This window comes from Paenibacillus tepidiphilus (assembly GCF_008635795.1).
Lineage (GTDB): Bacteria > Bacillota > Bacilli > Paenibacillales > Paenibacillaceae > Paenibacillus_AQ > Paenibacillus_AQ tepidiphilus.
The window spans coordinates 154331-170353 of record NZ_VWRQ01000008.1; the positions used below are offsets into that span (position 1 = coordinate 154331).

Annotated in this window: 15 protein-coding genes and 1 riboswitch; of the genes, 10 read left to right on the top strand and 5 right to left on the bottom strand. The window is 56.6% G+C overall.

Going from position 1 to position 16023, the window contains the following annotated elements; translation table 11 throughout:
- Positions 1 to 99 precede the first annotated feature (99 nt).
- Positions 100 to 195: riboswitch (cyclic di-GMP riboswitch) on the bottom strand.
- A gap of 374 nt (positions 196 to 569) precedes the next feature.
- Positions 570 to 2261: a methyl-accepting chemotaxis protein gene (locus F1379_RS12610; RefSeq protein ID WP_162551148.1), complete on the top strand. Its 1692-nt coding sequence runs from the start codon at positions 570 to 572 to the stop codon at positions 2259 to 2261.
- 23 nt (positions 2262 to 2284) lie between these two features.
- On the opposite strand, the gene F1379_RS12615 is transcribed toward F1379_RS12610, so the two are convergent.
- Positions 2285 to 3385, bottom strand: a complete 1101-nt coding sequence (locus F1379_RS12615) for an FUSC family protein (protein WP_162551149.1) — start codon at positions 3383 to 3385, stop codon at positions 2285 to 2287.
- A 300-nt stretch (positions 3386 to 3685) separates the two neighbouring features.
- Here F1379_RS12615 and F1379_RS12620 point away from each other — a divergent pair, with 300 nt between their 5' ends.
- The 4 genes from F1379_RS12620 to F1379_RS12635 are packed head-to-tail and all read left to right on the top strand — an operon-like array spanning position 3686 to position 7504.
- Positions 3686 to 4810 carry an ABC transporter ATP-binding protein gene (locus F1379_RS12620; RefSeq protein WP_203457089.1) on the top strand — a complete coding sequence of 375 codons (1125 nt, stop codon included), beginning with the start codon at positions 3686 to 3688 and terminating at the stop codon, positions 4808 to 4810.
- Entirely contained in the window at positions 4800 to 5603 is an 804-nt protein-coding gene (locus F1379_RS12625) for an ABC transporter permease (RefSeq protein ID WP_150270079.1), read from the top strand. The genes F1379_RS12620 and F1379_RS12625 overlap by 11 nt, the downstream gene beginning before the upstream one ends.
- Entirely contained in the window at positions 5604 to 6437 is an 834-nt protein-coding gene (locus F1379_RS12630) for an ABC transporter permease (RefSeq protein ID WP_150270081.1), read from the top strand. It begins immediately after the preceding gene.
- Positions 6434 to 7504: an ABC transporter substrate-binding protein gene (locus F1379_RS12635; protein WP_150270084.1), complete on the top strand. Its 1071-nt coding sequence runs from the start codon at positions 6434 to 6436 to the stop codon at positions 7502 to 7504. Before F1379_RS12630 ends, F1379_RS12635 begins: the two co-directional genes overlap by 4 nt.
- A gap of 1306 nt (positions 7505 to 8810) precedes the next feature.
- Here F1379_RS12635 and F1379_RS12650 read toward each other — a convergent pair.
- From F1379_RS12650 to F1379_RS12665, 4 genes are all read right to left on the bottom strand, one after another.
- Positions 8811 to 9404 (bottom strand): DUF559 domain-containing protein, encoded by a 594-nt coding sequence (locus tag F1379_RS12650; protein ID WP_338046211.1) that lies wholly within the window; start codon positions 9402 to 9404, stop codon positions 8811 to 8813.
- A 237-nt stretch (positions 9405 to 9641) separates the two neighbouring features.
- Positions 9642 to 10469 carry a class I SAM-dependent methyltransferase gene (locus tag F1379_RS12655; RefSeq protein WP_150270088.1) on the bottom strand — a complete coding sequence of 276 codons (828 nt, stop codon included), beginning with the start codon at positions 10467 to 10469 and terminating at the stop codon, positions 9642 to 9644.
- A 199-nt stretch (positions 10470 to 10668) separates the two neighbouring features.
- Entirely contained in the window at positions 10669 to 11508 is an 840-nt protein-coding gene (locus F1379_RS12660) for a 1,4-dihydroxy-6-naphtoate synthase (RefSeq protein WP_150270305.1), read from the bottom strand.
- A 12-nt stretch (positions 11509 to 11520) separates the two neighbouring features.
- The gene (locus F1379_RS12665; protein WP_420850496.1) at positions 11521 to 12282 is read right to left on the bottom strand and encodes a futalosine hydrolase; all 762 of its coding nucleotides are present in this window, start codon (positions 12280 to 12282) and stop codon (positions 11521 to 11523) included.
- Between the two features lie 329 nt (positions 12283 to 12611).
- Between F1379_RS12665 and F1379_RS12670 the strand changes: the two genes are divergently transcribed.
- From F1379_RS12670 to F1379_RS12690, 5 genes are all read left to right on the top strand, one after another.
- On the top strand, positions 12612 to 13082 hold the full coding sequence (locus F1379_RS12670; RefSeq protein ID WP_275262372.1) for a MarR family winged helix-turn-helix transcriptional regulator: 471 nt from the start codon (positions 12612 to 12614) through the stop codon (positions 13080 to 13082).
- A 133-nt stretch (positions 13083 to 13215) separates the two neighbouring features.
- Entirely contained in the window at positions 13216 to 13617 is a 402-nt protein-coding gene (locus F1379_RS12675; protein ID WP_150270090.1) for a DoxX family protein, read from the top strand.
- Positions 13618 to 13732: 115 nt separating this feature from the next.
- On the top strand, positions 13733 to 14683 hold the full coding sequence (locus F1379_RS12680) for a ring-cleaving dioxygenase (protein WP_150270093.1): 951 nt from the start codon (positions 13733 to 13735) through the stop codon (positions 14681 to 14683).
- Positions 14680 to 15294 carry an alpha/beta hydrolase gene (locus F1379_RS12685; protein WP_150270095.1) on the top strand — a complete coding sequence of 205 codons (615 nt, stop codon included), beginning with the start codon at positions 14680 to 14682 and terminating at the stop codon, positions 15292 to 15294. The genes F1379_RS12680 and F1379_RS12685 overlap by 4 nt, the downstream gene beginning before the upstream one ends.
- A gap of 321 nt (positions 15295 to 15615) precedes the next feature.
- The gene (locus F1379_RS12690) at positions 15616 to 15990 is read left to right on the top strand and encodes a FlxA-like family protein (protein ID WP_150270098.1); all 375 of its coding nucleotides are present in this window, start codon (positions 15616 to 15618) and stop codon (positions 15988 to 15990) included.
- Positions 15991 to 16023: the final 33 nt, after the last annotated feature.

The following is a 16023-nucleotide window of genomic DNA, read 5'->3' on the forward strand; positions in this document are numbered from 1 at the left end:
GCTTTTTCGTATAATCAATGACATTCATGACAGAGAAGAGCAGGCGGGCGGAAGATCAGGTCGGGAGTTATAAGTACCGCTGTGAACGCTTGCGTCTAAATTGGCAGCCTGGCAACCGTAAATGCGTGGAAATTTCGCATTCTTAGGCCCATTGCTTTGCGTCCTGTCCTTTCGGGCAGTTTGCCTTTAGAAAGTAGAACAATGATATACACTCAGCATGGAAGCAACTCAATCGACTAAAATCGACAAAATGAAGTCATAACAGGATGATTGTAAGCCTACATCTGCAAACACCTTAATTCTAGTCTTTCAGGAATAAATTATCAATAAAAACATCTGCATATAATTACATATAAATATATTAATATAATATAATGGTAATTTTGCTTTCGCAAATTATTTTCTTGTCTTTCTCCGGGCTTCATTTTCCCATCTAACCGCCGTCCGTTCAAAAAATCGCTAATCATCGCCTGCCCAGGGTTCGATAAATATAGCATGGCCGACAAATCGACCGGCTTTGGCCAGGTTCCACCGGCTTGAATATTATGGGCAACGGGAGAGGTAATAAGATGAAAAATGCAAGCATGGCCACCAAAATCAGCAGTGTAGTTATGGGAATTCTGGTCATCTTCGCCGCGTTGTCCGCGGTTGTGGCGGTTGGCTCCATGGAGCAGGCGATCGAACGGTTCGGTACAGAAAAAGCAAAAAGTGATTTGAACATGAGCAGGCTGCTGCTTGAGGATAGTCTTCCGGGAGATTGGCGTGCGGAAGGCGAGTCCTTATATAAAGGGGAGACGCTGATGAACGGCAACGATGCACTTGTTGACGAGATCGGCGGAGCTACGGGCGGAACGGTAACACTCTTCCTCCATAACACCCGTGTAGCCACCAATGTGCTGAACGAGCAGGGGACGCGCGCTGTCGGAACTGAAGTGTCCGCAGCCGTGGAGGAGACTGTAATCGGCAAGGGAGAGAGCTACTTTGGCGAAGCTGTGGTTGTCGGCCGGACCTATCAGACCGCGTACGAACCGCTGCGCGGAGCGGATGGCGAGATCGTCGGCATTCTGTATGTCGGGGCCCCGCAGGATCTGATCCAGACGCTGACGGGCGAATTTATGCGGAGGTTCATTTTGCTGAGCGGATTGGCCGCTGTGGCCGGCATTCTGATCCTGCTCTATTATATCGGACGCATCAAGAAAAGACTGTCGCGTATCACTACAGCGCTTGTAGCTGCGGGACGGGGAGATTTCACGGCAGAGGTACACGATACCTCCGGGGATGAAGTGGGCCGGCTGGCGGCCGGTTATGCCGAAATGAGAGTCAACCTGAAAGCATTGATGGAGGAAGGCATCAGGGCTTCGGACAAAATCACAGCCTCCACCGAGGAGCTCCTGGCTGTTGCCAGACAGACAACGGAACAGGCTGGGCGTATGGCGCAGGTGTCGGAGGAAGTCGCCGCCGAAGCGGGCATCCAGCAGGTCAGCCTGAAGGAGAGCCTGCTGGCGATGGAGGAAGAGGCAATCGCCATTACACGCGTGGCCGAAACAGCCTCCGGCATCAATGAGCTTACTGCGGATTCCAGAGTGCGTGCGGAGGAAGGGGCAAGCCATATGCAGCGGCTCAGCGGCTGGATGGCCGGCATCGGGCAGGCGGTGGAGCAGACCCAGGAGCAAATGCTGCATCTGGAGCGGAGAATGCAGGAGATAACGGGCATTCTGGAGCTGATTGAAGGCGTCTCCGGCCAAACTCATCTCCTGGCGCTGAATGCCTCCATCGAGGCGGCGCGGGCGGGCGAGGCGGGACGCGGTTTCGCCGTTGTGGCCTCGGAAATCCGCAAGCTTGCGGAGCATTCCTCCCAGGCCTCGGCGCAGATTAGCGGCCTGATCGGGCAAATCCGGAACGATTTGCTTATCTCCGGACAGGCCATGCAGGAAATCTCTGCAGAAGTGGCTTCGGGCATTGAGCTGAGCGGTACTACAAATGAACAGTTTGCGGAAATTGTAAGGGCGGGTGCGGAGGTGGCCGAGCGGGTCGCGGACATGGCGGCGTCGGCGGAGCAAATGTCCGCCGGGGCCGAGGAAATTACGGCTGCGATGCATGAGGTTTCGGTCATTGCCCAAGGCACCAGCACCCGCGCCGGAGCGGTGGCCGGAGAAGCCGGCGTCCAGACCGAAACGCTGAGCCAGGTGTTCGCCGCCTCGCAGGAGCTGGCGGCCACCTCGGAGGAATTGCAGAAGTCGCTGGCCCGGTTTAAGCTGTAACCGGCCGTCCGTGGGCCTGCCGGTTATTGCAGGCCTGCCGGCGCCTTCCCGGCCGTGCGCGCAGGGCGTGCCATACCGGAAGGCGCCCGCTGCGCAGCGGGCACGAAGGCGGCGTGTTCGGCACGCTCGATCTCGTCCAGCACCCGGTTCAGGTGAGAGAAGACGGCGCCCAGATCGCGGATCGCCGCTATCGGGCCTTCGGACTGCATAGCGGAGAATGAGGCGAGCTGAAGTTCACGGGCACCCCGCAGGGCATCCGGCAGCAAGGCCCTGCAGGCCGGGGCCGAGAGACTTCCCGTTACGTACAGTTCAATGCAGTCCGCAGTCGCTGTCAGCACTTCGCGCATTTCGTCTTTGGCGGCGTAGTGCCCGGGCAGCAGCGAGAGCTCCTCGCCGATTTCTTTGACATAGGCATGAATCGTCTTCAGCCGCCCGTTTGTGCGGTTTAGCTGCCTCAGCTCCCGGCGGCAGGAGCAATGAGCGAGGGTATACAGAAGCTCCTTCTGTCTGCCCTCGCTTTTCTTTAGCAGCTCTGACGACTCTCCCAGCGCTGCCAACGCTGCAGCAGAATTACGCCCCTGCGCGTGCAGGCCTCCAAGCGCATCTCCCAGCAGCAGACCGCCCGCAAGTGTCATGTCTTTTACCTTGACGAACCCCTTGGGCGGAACGATAATCATATTGATCAAGAGAGCGATAAGCACGCCGATGAAGGTCTCGGCTACCCGCCATTCAATATAATGGTCGTGAAAAAACGTCAGTGTGAGCACAGACGTTACTCCGACCTGCGAGATGGCCTGAATATTAATCCGGCAAGCGGTGGCGGCGCCGATGCCCAGGAGCAGGATGAGGAGGATGGACCATACCCCTACATCAAGGAACTGTCCGACGATCAGGCTGACGATTCCGCCAAGCACAATGCCGATCAGGCGGTAAGCCCCTTTTTCAAGTGAAGCCTTGACGCTGCCCTGGGTGATGAGGATCGCCGCAAGCGGCGCAAAGTATAAATACCGGTCTCCGTACAGGCTGTATACCGCCAGCCAGGAGAGCGTTGCTGCAATAGTTACGCGAATCATATAAAGGGATATTCCGAACTTTTCGAGCCGGTCCTGCCATCCCTCGTTCATGTTGGTCATCTTCTTTCGTCTGTTTGTGAAATTCATGGTTATTTTCAGCAAGTTTCATTATAACACCTGGAAATGGGCATGCTGGCTGCAGTTTTTACGAACTTGTTAAGTTTCGCAAGGGCGGTAATTTTACATTGTTATCTATCGCATATCAGGAAAACTTCATATATGCTATATAATGTTGAATGTGTGTCGAAGGAAGGGAGGAAGTGTCGCTTCACCAGCGCTAAGCATGCCCATTTCGATTGTCTCCCGCAGGAAGCGGGTAAAATAGGATTGTACTACATACGGTAAGGGAGGTTGTTAGCTATAGCTACTCCGGAAGGTACTTTTATTTCATTTGAAAAGGTAAGCAAACAATATGACGATGAAGAACCCGTGCTCAAAGAGGTCAGCTTCGACCTGGAACGCGGCAAGTTCTATACACTGCTGGGCCCCTCCGGCTGCGGCAAGACCACTATTCTGCGCCTGATTGCCGGCTTCATTGAGCCGAGCGCGGGTACGATATCGCTTAACGGCAAAGTTATCAACCATATTCCCGCCAACGAGCGTCAGGTCAACACGGTATTTCAGGATTATGCCCTGTTCCCGCATCTGAACGTGTTCGAGAATGTGGCTTTTGGCCTGCGCGTCAAAAAGTTGAAGAAGGACGTCATCCGGCAAAAGGTGCAAGAGGCGCTCGGCTTCGTTAACCTGGCCGGATATGAGCAGCGGGACATCCATGAGATGTCCGGCGGACAGCGCCAGCGCGTGGCGATCGCCCGCGCCATCGTCAATGAGCCCCAGGTGCTGCTGCTGGACGAGCCGCTCTCCGCTCTGGACCTGAAGCTGCGCACGGAAATGCAGTATATTTTGCGTGAAATGCAGCAGCGGCTGGGCATCACCTTTATCTTCGTCACCCATGACCAGGAGGAAGCGCTGGCCATGTCGGACTGGATCTTCGTTATGAATAAAGGAAGAATCGAGCAGAGCGGTACGCCGAACGACATTTATGATGAGCCGATCAACAGCTATGTGGCCGATTTCATCGGGGAATCGAATATTGTGCCTGCGGTTATGATTGAGGATTATCTGGTAGAGTTCAACGGCAAGCGCTTTGAATGCGCCGATGCGGGCCTGCGGCCGAATGAATCGGTGGAGATCGTCATCCGTCCGGAGGACCTGGAGATTGTTCCCTTGGAGCAGGGCAAGCTGCGTGTACGGGTGGATTCCCAGCTGTTCCGCGGCGTGCATTACGAGATCAGCTGCTATGACGAATCGGGCCATGAGTGGCTGGTTCACTCCACGCGCAAGGCTGAGGTAGGCGGAGAGATCGGGCTTTATTTTGACCCGGAAGCGATTCACGTTATGCGTTTCGGCGAAACGGAGGAAGAATTCGACCGTCGTCTGGAGGCTTATGCCGAGGTGGACAGCCATGCAGAATAAGGGCCGTTCGTTTTATATGCTCCCTTATTACCTGTGGATTGCGCTGTTCGTCATCGCGCCGGTGCTGCTGGTCATCTACTACTCGCTGTTTGATCTCGACGGGAATCTATCCCTGGACAACTACATCAACTTCTTTACGCCGGTCTATCTGCAGATGACGCTCAGCTCCTTCTGGTACGCGTTCCTGATTACGCTGTTCTCGCTGCTCGTTGCTTATCCGGCCGCTTATCTGCTGACCCGGACCAAGCACAAGCAGCTATGGCTGCTGCTGATCATTCTGCCGACCTGGATTAACCTGCTGTTAAAGGCCTATGCCTTTATCGGCATCTTCGGCACCTTCGGACCGGTCAACAATTTCTTTGACCTGCTGGGCATCGGGGAGCAGCAAATCCTGTTCACCGGCTTCAGCTTTGTGTTCGTGTCGGTGTATATCTTCATTCCGTTTATGATTCTGCCGATCTTCAGCGCTCTGGAGGATTTGAACCTCTCGCTGGTGGATGCGGCGCGCGATTTGGGCGCCTCCGGGTGGACGACCTTCCGCCGCGTCATCTTTCCGCTGACGATCTCGGGGGTGCGTTCCGGCTGTATGGCGGTATTCATTCCGGCGCTGTCACTGTTTATGATTACGCGCCTGATCGCAGGCAACCGGGTGATCACGCTCGGAACCGCGATCGAACAGCATTTCCTCGTCACGCAGGACTGGGGTATGGGCTCGACCGTGGCGGTCTTCCTGATCGCTATCATGGCACTGTTCATGCTGCTCTTCGGCGGCGCACGGAAAGGGGTGCGTTAAGTGAAAGGCAAGAACAAATTCGCGAACATCTATCTCGTTATCGTCTTTGCCGTGCTGTACGCGCCGATCTTCTACCTGATGTACTACTCGTTCAACAGCGGCGGGACGATGCACGAATTCGAGGGCTTTACGCTCGATTATTACCGTGAGGTGCTGCAGGATACGCGTCTGATCATTATCTTCATTAACACGCTGGTCATTGCGCTCCTGTCGTCGGCCATCGCCACGGTGATTGCCGTCATCGGCGCGCTCGCCATCCAGCGGGTCCGCAGCCGCCGGGCCAAGAACACGATGCTCTCCTTGAACAACGTGCTGATCGTCAGCCCGGATGTCATAATCGGGGCCTCCTTCCTGATCCTGTTCACGATTGCCGGGATCAAGCTGGGCTTCGTCTCGGTGCTGCTCTCGCATGTCGCGTTCAGCGTACCGATTGCCGTGCTGATGATTCTCCCGCATCTGCAGGAGATGAGCCCGACATTGACCGATGCCGCCCGCGATCTCGGCGCGACCCGCCGCGATGTGCTGACCAAGGTCATCCTGCCGATAATCAAGCCCGGCATCTTCAGCGGCTTCTTCATGGCGCTGACTTACTCGCTGGATGATTTCGCGGTGACCTTCTTCGTCACTGGCAACGGGTATTCCACGCTGTCGGTTGAGATTTACTCGCGGGCCCGGCAAGGGGTGTCGCTGTCGATCAATGCGCTGTCGACACTGATCTTCCTCTTCACCATACTGCTGGTCGTCGGGTACTATTTCATCAATCAGCGCAAGGGCCGTCCGTCCCGCGCTGCGGAGACCGCCGAGCCCGCCGCCGAAATGGGGGTGCCTAGATGAAGCAGCTGATCAACGCATTTGCGGCGATTGTAATCGTCGCCTTCGGACTGATGTATCTGGGCTCCAGGCTGAATTCCGCCGAGGGCTATACCGGCGGTAACACGCTGACCATCTACAACTGGGGCGATTATATCGAGCCTGAGCTGCTGGAGCAGTTTGAGGAAGAGACCGGCATTACAGTCATTTACCAGACCTTCGATTCCAATGAGGCCATGCTGACGAAGGTGGAGCAGGGCGGCACAACCTTTGATGTCGTAGTGCCTTCCGATTATGCTATTGCCAAGATGCGGGAGGAGGATCTGCTTCTGCCGCTCGACCACAGCAAGATTCCGAATCTGGCCAATATCGACTCCCGGTTCATGGACCTGTCGTTCGATCCCGGGAACCAGTATTCGGTGCCGTATTTCTGGGGGACGGTCGGCATTATCTTCAACCCCGAGATGACTGAAGACCTGGATTTCAGCAGCTGGGATTCCCTGTGGGACAGCCGGCTGAAGAACAATATCATGCTGGTCGACGGTGCCCGCGAAGTGATGGGCATGGCGCTGAACAGCCTGCACTATTCGGTGAACGATACGGACGAAGCCCACCTGCAGGAAGCGCTGGCCAAGCTGAACCGCCTCTCTCCGAACATCAAGGCAATCGTCGGGGACGAGATCAAGATGCTGCTGGCCAATGAAGAGGCCGCCGTCGGCATCGTCTGGTCCGGCGACGCATCGGAGATTATGGACGAGAACGACAAACTGGATTATATCGTGCCGGAGGAAGGCTCGAACAAATGGTTCGACAACATGGTCATCCCGCGCACGGCGGCCAATGTGGAAGGCGCACATAAATTCATCGACTTCATGCTCCGCCCTGACGTCGCTGCCAAGAACGCCGAATACGTCGGCTACTCTACGCCGAACGTTCCGGCACTGGCGCTGCTGCCGGAGGACATCTCCGGCGATGAGCGGTTCTACCCGCCCGCCGAGATCACCGACCGGCTGGAGGTCTATGACAACCTCGGCAAGCGGATGCTCGCCCATTATAACGAGCTATTCCTGAAGTTTAAGATGAATAAATAGTATGAGAGCGAGGCGCTTGTCCCTGTCGGGGATGGGCGCCTTTTTGTGGCGCGGGGTTATGGGGCACGGGTGGGCTTACTACCTTATTGCTCTTGTTTACGGCTCGTGTCCCGTGATCCAACCGCCCGTTAGTCAGCCCGCTTCAACCCACCCGCAAGGCGCCACGTCCAGCCGTCAATATTCATCCCCGGTAAACCACCCCAGTAACTAACCAGCCACCAAATCACCCAATTAACTAACCAGCCACCAAATCACCCAATTAACTAACCAGCCACCAAACCACCAAACCACCAAACCACCAAACCACCAAACCACCAAACCACCAAACCACCAAACCACGAACTAGCCAACCAGCCAACTACGAACCAACCAGCCAATCACCAGCATTAAATCATTCAACCAACCACCCAACCGCCCCACCGACCACCCCAACTAACAACCCACCAACCGCCCCACCGACCACCCCAACTAACAACCCACCAACCACCCAACCGCCCCACCGACCACCCCAACTAACAACCCACCAACCCAACCAACCCACGGACCGACCCACCGACCGACCCACCCACCAACCGACCCACCGACCCACCGACCCACCGACCCACCGACCGAATCACCAACCGACCCACCCACCCACCCACCCACACCAACCACTCAAATAACTAACTAATCATTAAATCACTTCTATTGAACCGTTCCATCACCTCACCTCACCTCACCTCACCAAATCCCTCATCCTACCGCCGTGCCAATCCACCCGTCAAATCACCTCTATCTACTCGTCCATAACGTTCCACCAAACGACAATAAATCCCCCATCCAAGCGTCCCATCAACTCGCTCCCTCTTATCCCCTCCTCCTACCGTAAGTTGCCCGACCTAATTGGATTTTCGCAAACTAAATACAACAAAAACACGGCAAAACAGAATCTAAGTGGATAACAGCACACTAATCCGGCCTTTTTTGAGACTGTGGGGTCAAAACCCCGAAATTAGTTTGCTCATTTCCACTTAGACTCAGAAAATCCGCAATAAAGCTGAAATTAGTTTGCGATTATCCACTTAGCACACGCGGAGACATCAACCGCCAAGTTCCATCCACTTAGCACACGCGGAGATATCAACCGCCAAGTTCCATCCACTTAGCACACGCGGAGATATCAACCGCCAAGTTCCATCCACTTAGCACACGCGGAGATACCAACCGGCAAGTCCCATCCACTTAGCTCACGCGAGGAAACCAACCGCCAAGTCCCAGCAGATTATCCACTTAGCAATTGCAACGAAGTCGTACGCAAAGAGAGATATTAGCTGAAATACTGCAGTACCCCATGGACCAGCTCGTAACTGACAATACGCTCGCCGCTGCCACGCTGGGCAGGCCGGAGCCAGCCTTTTGCGCATAAGTCGCGAAGGGTGCGGACCGCCGGTTTATAGTCCATGGAAAAATGCTGCTTAACGTCTATCGGGCGGATTGGCCGTGCCAACCGGATAGCCAGACGGATCGTCTCTTGTTCCATCAGAACAGCCTGCGAAACCGGTGCGCGCGAAGGCTCATAGCGGCTAATCACCATGCGCAGCAGATGAATACATTGGTCCGGCTGCTGTTCCACATCATCGTAGGCAAATGAAACGACATGATACCCCATAGCGTACAGGAAGGTTTCACGGTTCAGCTCATTGCTGTACTTCCTTCTGTCCATATCGCGTACATGTGTGGCATATCCTTTTATCTCAATCAGCAGCCTGATGTAGCCGGGGAGCCAGGCGAAGTCGGCAAAATAGGATCGCCCCCGCCAATCGGCCACCTCATATTCAGGGTGAAGCTCATCAAAATGTCCCCTGAGCGGCCACCAGACATTGCGCAGAAACAGTGTCTCCGCATGCCGCTGTCCCCGCATTAATCTGTCCCTCCGCTCGCCGGCGGCTCTTGCGGCAATATGCCGCAAAATAAATTGTTCATGTGCAGCTTCAAATACCAGTGTAATCCCCTCCCGAAAAATGAAAAAACGCCCCGGCTCCCCTTAAGGGGAACCGGGACGTTCTTCGTCACGCGATACATTAAGTATAGACTAAAGCCATTAGGATAACCAGCACCGGGCCGTTATTCCTTGTAACTGAGAGGGCTCCTTAGCTCCTTACCCCTTCACCCCGACACGCATACGGTAGCTGGCCATGAGCGGCAGCGTCCTTCCGGCAAAATAGGCTTCCACCTCGGCCGAGAAAGCCTCGATTACCGGGGAAAGTCTGGCCGGGTCCAGCTTCAATACAGTCTGGATACCGCCTTGGCTGAGCATCAGGCCAATGAAGCGCTCCGCATCGCAGATTTCCGTATTGTGAAACACAATTTCCCGGACAAAAGCGAACTCCCCGCTTTCTTGGATGCGTGCCAAATGCCCCTCCTTATTCCATTTGAAGGCATGGTCCGTTTCGGGCTGCAGCTCGGCAATTATACGGTTGGCGTCTTCAATCAGCCGGTTGTAGCCGGCTTCCAGATGTGGAACCAGCACCAGCGGCCAATCACAGTCATAGGCGGCGAAGATGCCACCGGAGCGCAGGCAACGTGCGAATTCGCGGAGGGTGCTTACCGGCTCCATCCAGTGGAAGGACTGCGAGCAGGTGATGATATCTACACTGGAGGAAGGGAAGGGGAGTTCATTGGAGAAGCCTTCCGCAAATGACACGTTGCCGGCTGCAGGCGTAAGCCGCTGTAACTTCGCTTGGGCTGTGCTGCGCATATCCGGATTCGGCTCAACGCCGACTACCGTATCGGCAGCATCCTTCCAGAGCAGCGTGGACAAGCCTGTTCCACAGCCTACATCGGCTACGAAAGAAGGGCGACGGCCCAAATAATTGCCCAGCAGCTCGGTGACGAGCAAGGGGGCTTCCGGGCGGAAGCGGTCGTAGTCGTCTGCGTATCCGAGAAAACGGTCGATATTGGCTTTACTGTTGCCTGCAGGAATCACTTGATCTCCTCCTCTAATGAATTGGCGGCAGCCATTTGGAACGTGGCGGCCTTGCACAGGGTTGCTAGGATTCATTGTAAACCGAAAACAGCCCCGCCGTCACGGAAGGAGGTAACGGCAGAGCTGTTCATTAAATACCGGCATGCAGCCACGCTGCATGTAAAGTTAAACCATAGCCCTGGTAGTGGACGACTCCGGCCTACCGCAGCAGTGCGGGGTCTACCGGAGGCACGAGGCCTTCGGCGGCAGCCCGCTTCAGCAGGGCAGTGATGGCAGCGTAGCCGTCCTCACCCAGATCCCGCGAGAACTCGTTCACATACAGGTCGATATGCGACTTGGCCACCTCCGGCTCCAGCTCCTGGGCATGACTCAGTACATAATCGCGGCAGTCATTCGGATGCGCCCAGGCATGCTCCAGGGAGCTGCGGATCCAGCCGGACAGTTTCTCGTGATCCAGATCGCGGCGGGCGACGATGGCTCCCAGCGGGATCGGCAGCCCGGTGTCGCTCTCCCACCAGCTGCCAAGGTCGGCCAGCATCTGCAGGCTGTAATTGGCGTAGGTGAAGCGGGCTTCGTGGATGACCAGCCCGGCATCGATCAGCCCGTCGCGGACGGCGGGCATAATCTCGTCGAACGGCATGACCACAATCTCCGCCGGGCCTTCAGGCACCTGCTGGGCGGCCCACAGCCGGAAGAGCAGATAGGCGGTGGAGCGCTCGCTGGGCACGGCAATCCGCTTGCCGGATAGTCCGGCGGGGCGTTTGATTGCGCCCTCGCCTTTGCGCGTCAACACCAGCGGACCGCAGCCGCGCCCCAGGGCGCCGCCGCAGGGCAGCAGCTTGTACTCTTCCAGCACCCACGGGAGTGCGGCATAGGAAATCTTGAGCACCTCCGGTCCCGTACCGCTTGCGGCGAGGCCGTTGGTGATGTCGATATCGGCATAGGTTACATTCAGCTTCGGTGCGCCCGGCACCAGGCCGTGCACCCAGGCATGAAAGATAAATGTATCATTAGGACATGGGGAGAAAGCAATGTTCAGCTCGGCAGTCATTCAGAGCACCTCCTGTAATATAGCAGCTGCAGCCGTGAGGGCGTCCAGCGCTTCATTGATCTTCCACGCGTCCCGGTCGCGCGGGCCGACCGGGTTCGAAATCGCGCGCAGCTCCAGCGCCGCGATCCCGAAATGGCGGGCGGCCACGGCAACCCCGTGGCCTTCCATCGCCTCCGCCACGGCACCGGGGTGCCTGGCGGCAAGTGCGGCGGCCGTCCCGGCGGTGCCGGTCGCCGTCGCTACCGTCAGCACGGGCCCCGTGCTGACATTCAGGCCGGCCGCTGCCAGCGCGGCCGTAAGGGTGCCCGCCGCAGGCCCGGCGGGCTCGGACACGCTGCCGAAGCCCAGCTCGGCAGCGCTGCGGAAGCCCTCCGCCGTCTCGGCCCCGAGATCGGCGGCAATCAGCTCGCTGGCGACGGCCAGCGAGCCCACGGGCGCCCGGCCGGCGAATCCGCCGCCGATCCCGGCGCTGACGACGCAGCCGTAGGCTCCGGCTGCGAGCGCGGCGGCAGTGGCCGCCGCAGCTGCGGCGGTGCCGGCGCCCGCCGCAATCACCTCGAAGCGGCCGTCTTCGCCCAGGCCGCGCCGTACAGCGTCCTGCTCTGCCTGGACGGCGGTCACAATCAGCACCCGCGGCCTGGCGGATGCTTCAGGCGGAGGGGCATGGCCGGTGGCCAAGCCCGGATGAGAGAATGAGTTCATTAATATGGAGCCTCCTTCATACAGGACAACGCTTCGGGAGGATGCCGCCAGACTATTCATATGCATGCAGCCCGGCTAGCTTCCGGCAAATAGCAGATAAACCTATGTAAATCAGCTTGCATCCCGAAAACGCTCACATAAATCGGTATAACGGGCAGAAGTCTGTCCTCCGATAGCATGAAGAGCTGAGGAGGGCGGTAAGGAAACCGCTGTTACAGAGGTCTGGTTGTGCAGTTGTATCCAAAAGAATACGCCCTTTTGCGGCTTAGGTCAAACTTGGGAGTTTAAATTTTGAACAAACGGTTGACAAAAGAAAGAGAGCAGGTTATATTTATCTTAACTTAAAGATATTTAACTTAAAGATAAGTTTAGAGGATGGAGGGGTTGTCGTGAGTAGTAACTACAGTGAGCTGCTCAGCCAGACCGGCGGAGCAGCAGATGAGCAGGCGGCATCGCTTAAGCTGTTCGTGGTTTTGTCCAAAGCCTACAAGAGCCTGATGGATCAGGCGGTAAAGGATATGAAGAGCCATGGACTGGGCTCAGCCGAATTTATGGTGCTTGAGGTGCTCTACCACCGCACCCGGATTCCGCTGCAGCAGATCGGTGAGAAGATTCTGGTTACCAGCGGAAGCATTACTTATAACATCGACAAGCTGGAGAAGAGAGGGCTGCTCAAGCGTGTGCCATGCGATGACGACCGGCGTGTAACCTATGCGGAGATTACGGATGCCGGGCGCGAGCTGTTCGATGATATTTTTCCCAAACATGTCGCTACCATTCACAGCATGATGGGCGGATTGAACGGTGAGGAGAAGCAGCAGGTAACCGAACTGTTAAAGAAGCTTGGCAAAGGAGTATAGCGCCGGGTGAGTTCTGAAGAAGGACAGAACCCGGTGCACCTGCCGGTATGAGGTTAGAAGAGGAACGTAAATTTTTACGCCATATATCTTAAGGTTAAGATAATTAAATCAAAGGGAATGGAGTGTGCAGGAAATGGTTAGTGTAGGATTATTATTGATGAGGCTCGTCATCGGCCTTGCTTTTATCGGTCATGGGGCGCAAAAGCTGTTCGGGTGGTTCGGAGGCTATGGCCCGAAGGGAACGGGCGGCTGGATGGAATCCATCGGCATTAAACCCGGCGTAGCAATGGCGGTGGCTGCGGGCTTACTGGAGCTAGTCGGCGGGGCGCTGTTCACTCTGGGGCTGCTTACACCAATTGCCGCGCTGCTGATTGCGGGGGCAATGGTTGGGGCCATTGTCAAAGTACATGCGCCGAACGGATTCTGGTCTACCGCCAACGGTATTGAGTTTCCGCTAACGCTGCTCGTTGTCGCTGTAGGTGTGGCATTGACCGGCCCCGGCGCAATTTCACTGGATGCTGTGTTGTTTAACTGATGTTACAAGCAAGGCTGTCCTGAGTTATGCAGGTTTGATTCTTGAACAAGTTCGTGCAATTCACGCCGGAGAATGGTCTCCGCTAATCCATACAAATTATCGGGAGGTTATTACAATGACAATGCAAACCGCAGGAATTCACCATATTACCGCTTTTGTGGGAGACGTGCAGCGCAATGCTGATTTTTATGCCGGAATTCTGGGGCTGCGGCTCGTAAAAAAGACGATCAACTTCGACGCACCCGAAGTCTACCATCTTTATTTCGGCAATGAAGCCGGTGCGCCGGGTACGATCATTACATTCTTTCCATTCTCGATGGGACGCAAGGGCCGGATCGGCGGAGGCCAGGTCGGAATCACCACATACGTGGTGCCTGTCGGCTCCTTTGGCTTCTGGGAGCAGCGTCTGGCTGCCTATGACATTCCCGTGACCAAGGTTACCCGGATCGGGGAAGACTATCTGTCCTTTGCCGACTATGACGGCTTGCGGATTGAGCTGGTGGAACGCGCTGAGGGTCCTCAGAGCGCCTGGTCCTTCGGCGGAGTGACTGCAGAGAATGCCATCAAAGGCTTCGGCGGCGCGGTGCTGTACAGCACCAACCCGGCGCATACCGCAGATACGCTTAGCCGTACACTCGGGCTGGTGCAGATCGCTGAAGGTGACGGCTATATCCGCTACCGTTCCACGGCCGATCTCGGCAACATTATTGACCTCAAGGCCGATCCGGTTCCTGAAGGAAATGGCGGCAAGGGTACTGTCCATCATATCGCCTGGCGTGCCAAGGACGATGCCGAGCAGCTCGATTGGGGCCGGCTGGTCCAGAGCCATGGCTATCAGCCGACTCCGGTTCAGGACCGTCAATACTTCAACGCCATCTACTTCCGGGAAACGGGCGGCATTCTGTTCGAGATTGCTACCGATCCTCCAGGCTTCGCACGTGATGAAGCACCGGATGCGCTGGGCGAAGAATTGATGCTGCCAGCCTGGTATGAACCGCACCGTGCAGCGATTGAAGCCAATCTGCAGCCGTTTGAGATCCGTGAGATCGGGGTGAAGCAGGGATGATCCACGTATATCGTCAGGGTACTGACCTGAGTCTGCCTACGCTGGTTCTGTTTCATGGTACTGGAGGCAATGAGCATGATCTGCTGCCGCTGGCCGAGCTGCTGTCCCCGGGTTCATCGGTGCTGGGCATCCGCGGGAATGTGAGGGAGAACGGCATGCCGCGTTATTTCCGGCGGCTGGCCGAAGGCATCTTCGACGAGGAGGATCTGATCTTCCGTACGCATGAGCTGAAGCAGTTCCTGGATGAGGCGGCGGCGCAGTACGGCTTCGACCCTGCCAATCTCGCCGCCGTTGGCTACTCGAACGGAGCCAATATCGCAGGAAGCCTGCTCTTCCACTACGGCGGCATCTTCCGCTATGCGGTGCTGCTGCATCCGATGGTGCCGCTGCGCGGCCTGTCCCTTCCGCGGCTCGATGAGGTCTCCGTCTTCATCGGAGCGGGCACCAACGATCCGCTGATCCAGACGGAGGAGACGCAGGAGCTGCAAGAGCTCCTGGAAAGCGCCGGTGCAGGGGTAACAGCACACTGGGGCAACCAGGGGCACCGGCTGAGCGCGGCCGAGGCGGAAGCCGCCCGCGACTGGCTCCGCCGGACAGCTGTCCGGGCTTAAGACGTAATGGCAAGGACCCTTTCCCGGCCGGGTATGCCCGGCGGGAGAGGGCCTTTTTTGTTGTGGTGGGTATCTTGGGGCAACCCCCGAGTACCTCGGGGTCCCCTTCGTGTACGTTCACCAATACTCTCTGTACCTTGCAGCACTCTCTCGCTTCGTTCTCTGCATGCACCCACTGCCATCCTCCATGACCGTTGAAGTACCACTAAAACATTACTCGTGTGTGTGCCTCCTGCTGCTTTCTTTCAGCAAACTTTCAGCGCGTTTTAACGTTCGCTTAGGGTGAAAGGCTTATAGTGGGAAGGGAAAGGAGGGACTTGCATGAATATTTCATCCGCAACGTCGGCATCTTCCGCTTCGTACACATCCTCCTCCGGCCTCTCGGACACAGCTGCGCTTGAGAAACAGAAGGCGAAGCTGCAGGCCGAGCTTGAAAAGGCCCAGAGCAGCAAGGACGACGAGAAGACGAAAGAGACCAAAACCAAGCAGCTGCAGCAGCAGATCAAGCAGATTGAAGCGCAAATCGCCCAGAAACAACAGAGCGGCGCTTCGGGTGCTTCTGGACCTTCTGGTGCCGGCAGCGCTGGTGCGCCTCCGGATAAGCCAGCCGGCGGCCAGGCGCTCGCAGTAGCTGGTGCGCAACAAATAGCAACCGCGACTACGGACAGCGTTGGCAGGTTCGACATTCGGATTTAATCGTTATCAGTAGTGAAGGCATGACGAACGAAG

What these genes read in the sequence shown, in the direction of transcription:
- F1379_RS12610 (WP_162551148.1), top strand. Translation starts at nt 570, where the DNA reads ATGAAAAATGCAAGCATGGCCACCAAAATCAGCAGTGTAGTTATGGGA.
- F1379_RS12615 (WP_162551149.1), bottom strand. Translation starts at nt 3,385, where the DNA reads ATGAACGAGGGATGGCAGGACCGGCTCGAAAAGTTCGGAATATCCCTT.
- F1379_RS12625 (WP_150270079.1), top strand. Translation starts at nt 4,800, where the DNA reads ATGCAGAATAAGGGCCGTTCGTTTTATATGCTCCCTTATTACCTGTGG.
- F1379_RS12635 (WP_150270084.1), top strand. Translation starts at nt 6,434, where the DNA reads ATGAAGCAGCTGATCAACGCATTTGCGGCGATTGTAATCGTCGCCTTC.
- F1379_RS12650 (WP_338046211.1), bottom strand. Translation starts at nt 9,404, where the DNA reads ATGCGGGGACAGCGGCATGCGGAGACACTGTTTCTGCGCAATGTCTGG.
- F1379_RS12665 (WP_420850496.1), bottom strand. Translation starts at nt 12,282, where the DNA reads ATGAATAGTCTGGCGGCATCCTCCCGAAGCGTTGTCCTGTATGAAGGA.
- F1379_RS12675 (WP_150270090.1), top strand. Translation starts at nt 13,216, where the DNA reads ATGGTTAGTGTAGGATTATTATTGATGAGGCTCGTCATCGGCCTTGCT.
- F1379_RS12680 (WP_150270093.1), top strand. Translation starts at nt 13,733, where the DNA reads ATGACAATGCAAACCGCAGGAATTCACCATATTACCGCTTTTGTGGGA.
- F1379_RS12685 (WP_150270095.1), top strand. Translation starts at nt 14,680, where the DNA reads ATGATCCACGTATATCGTCAGGGTACTGACCTGAGTCTGCCTACGCTG.
- F1379_RS12690 (WP_150270098.1), top strand. Translation starts at nt 15,616, where the DNA reads ATGAATATTTCATCCGCAACGTCGGCATCTTCCGCTTCGTACACATCC.